The 2,507-nt window shown below is 40.1% G+C and carries 3 protein-coding genes; all 3 read left to right on the forward strand.

Going from position 1 to position 2,507, the window contains the following annotated elements; all coding sequences use genetic code 11:
• Positions 1–190 precede the first annotated feature (190 nt).
• The gene (locus IQR33_RS07410; RefSeq protein ID WP_025818885.1) at positions 191–766 is read left to right on the forward strand and encodes an MltR family transcriptional regulator; all 576 of its coding nucleotides are present in this window, start codon (positions 191–193) and stop codon (positions 764–766) included.
• 158 nt (positions 767–924) lie between these two features.
• Positions 925–1,227 (forward strand): hypothetical protein, encoded by a 303-nt coding sequence (locus tag IQR33_RS07420; protein ID WP_193838062.1) that lies wholly within the window; start codon positions 925–927, stop codon positions 1,225–1,227.
• 185 nt (positions 1,228–1,412) lie between these two features.
• Positions 1,413–1,955, forward strand: a complete 543-nt coding sequence (locus tag IQR33_RS07425; RefSeq protein ID WP_193838061.1) for a hypothetical protein — start codon at positions 1,413–1,415, stop codon at positions 1,953–1,955.
• The last annotated feature ends 552 nt before the right edge of the window (positions 1,956–2,507 follow it).

The following is a 2,507-nucleotide window of genomic DNA, read 5'->3' on the forward strand; positions in this document are numbered from 1 at the left end:
GGGCTTCCAGCGTTTATCACTTGCTTAATTCTCCAATTTCTTTGAGTACGAGCATAACAAATTGTTCAAGAGTGATTCGGCACGCGTGGCATTTTTACCATGCGTTGGTTTTAGTGGTTAAGGTGTTATGCGGAACCTTCGGTATTGCGTGCCTCACACCTTAACAAGGCGTTATGGCTCAAGGAGAAATATGTTAGTAGAACATGCTGTAGATTTGGGTGAGTTTGTAACCGAACTCCAAAGTGAGACTGATCGAGGGTTACCTTTGGTTGGTGCTGCTCTCATTGATGAAAAGCTGTCAAAAACACTGGAGTCATTTTTCGTTGGGGGTAAGTCGACCAAAAATCTGCTCTTTGGTGCTAATGCACCCATTGGGGACTTATCTTCTCGCGTTGAATTATGCCTTTCGCTTGGATTAATAGACCAATTTGAGTATCAAGAGATTCAAATTATTCGCAAAATACGTAATCAGTTTGCCCATCTTCGACATGGACTCACCTTTGACGATGAGAAAATAAAAGGTTTGTGTACTAGCCTCAAATCTCCTTTACCTGATGGTATGCCGAAGGAGCGGCAAACAGCAAGGTTTCGGCTTATTAACGCGATTGTATGCATCGTTCTAAGGTTGTTTTATCGTCCTGAGTGGGTTGCTAAAGAACAAAGAGTGCCAAAGCAATGGGTTCCAGACTCAACTTGGTACAACACCAATGACACTCCGCCACCAGAGAATGCAGGTTTTGTTGGGTTAGTCAGCAAGTCGCTGTGAGTTGCGCCATAACAAACTGTTCAAGAGGGATTCGCAACGCATGGCATTTTCACTATGCGTTGGTTTTAGTGGTTAAGGTGGTATGCGGTGGCTTTGGTATTGCGTTGCTCACCCCTTAACAGGGCGTTATACGTTTTGGGAAGATCGGAGGCAAGAAAATGTCTGAAGAAGCGATTAAACTAGTAAAGAACCTACTCGAAACAGATGATAATTATATAGAAAACATAATTGCATTATCGCGTATTGGAAACGAAATGTATGGGCAATGCTGGAACACTGATTACCACGTATTTGGTCTCATAGCATCGGAGACGGACCATTTACCACTTAATCATGTTCGTTTGAATTGCTCAGAGGAGTTTCTCGTAAAAGCTGATAAAGAGCTAGTTGAAACGATGAAGTTTTATCGTTCCGATGTTGTTAGTGCTTGCAATAAGATCATCAGAAATATAAACGTATAACAAAGCGTTTAAGGCAGATTCGCAACGCGTGGCATTTTTGGTTTTAATCGGCTTTAGTGTTTACGGCACAATGTTTTAGGTCGGTGGTCTGCGTTGCTCACTACTTAACGCGGCGTTATGTAACCAGCGAGAGTTTGACGAAAAATTCTGATAAATTAGAGCTTTAAGTTCTATGATTGTTAAATATGAATAAAGTGTTTTTCAAAGAATCAGCTTATATAATTGTAGGCTTGTTTCTTATTTACCTGTTGGTTTACCTGCTAGGTTCAATAACTGGAGTGGCAATTTATGCCTTCTATACATTACTTGGTATAACAGTTGTCTTGACTGTTCTATTGCTCAGTTACGCTTTTATTCCTAGCTTTTTGCATGAAGACTTCGATGAAGAACTGAAAAAAGGTGAAGCGGGGGAGTTTCATGTCATTTCGCTTCCTCTGCTTTTATTCTTTTCCTTTTCTCTAACTTCTTATTTAGGTTGGTGTAGTTATGGGGAAGGCTTCATGACTGCAAATAACAGTAATCCTTTAATTTGGTTAGCCTATGGAGTTGATAACTTTGTACGTGCTGCTTTTTTTGATTTTGCTGAAATATATGGACTAGACTTGTCAAAAATCGAGCATAATAGCAACTTTCTTCCATCAACGTTCGTATTTTGTTTTAGAACGGCAATGTCATTAAGCATTATTTCTGTAGCTTGGAGAGCGTTTAAACAGTTGAATAAAATTTAAAATAGTAAGGGTGTCCCCTCTCGAGGAGGGGACTGGAGATAGATCTCCAAATTTCAACTCTTGGGTTTTATGCAGCATCCATTCTGTTGTTGAAATTGTGGTGTCTTCAAAAGAGAAGTACCTGCTTCCGCAGAATCCTTGCCTGCTCCACAAGCTAGTGTTTTAGTTGCACCGGTCACCCAACGACGCATAACTCATTAGAGCCTTCATAGAATGTCTCCTTTATGAGTGAAGTTTTAACTTCAAAACGAAGTTTGCATGAATCAGGGTAAGCGATCAATGATCTTGTCATAGTCATGTGATAATGGTTACATAACAAAGCATTTAAGAGTGATTCCCAACGCTTGGCATTTTTCATTCTATCGTTGGGTTTTGTGTTTAAGGTGTTATGGTTAGGTTCAGTGGTAGCGTTGCTCACACCTTAATGCGGCGTTAGGCGACATGAGATAAACGGTAGAGTAGTGATAGTATCTTGGCGTGAATCTAGCTTCAGTTAATAGAAAAGGAGTGGATTAATGAATGGTAAAGCATTTGATAATTGGCAAAAATCTC

Source organism: Vibrio sp. OPT46 (assembly GCF_015163535.1).
Lineage (GTDB): Bacteria > Pseudomonadota > Gammaproteobacteria > Enterobacterales > Vibrionaceae > Vibrio > Vibrio alginolyticus.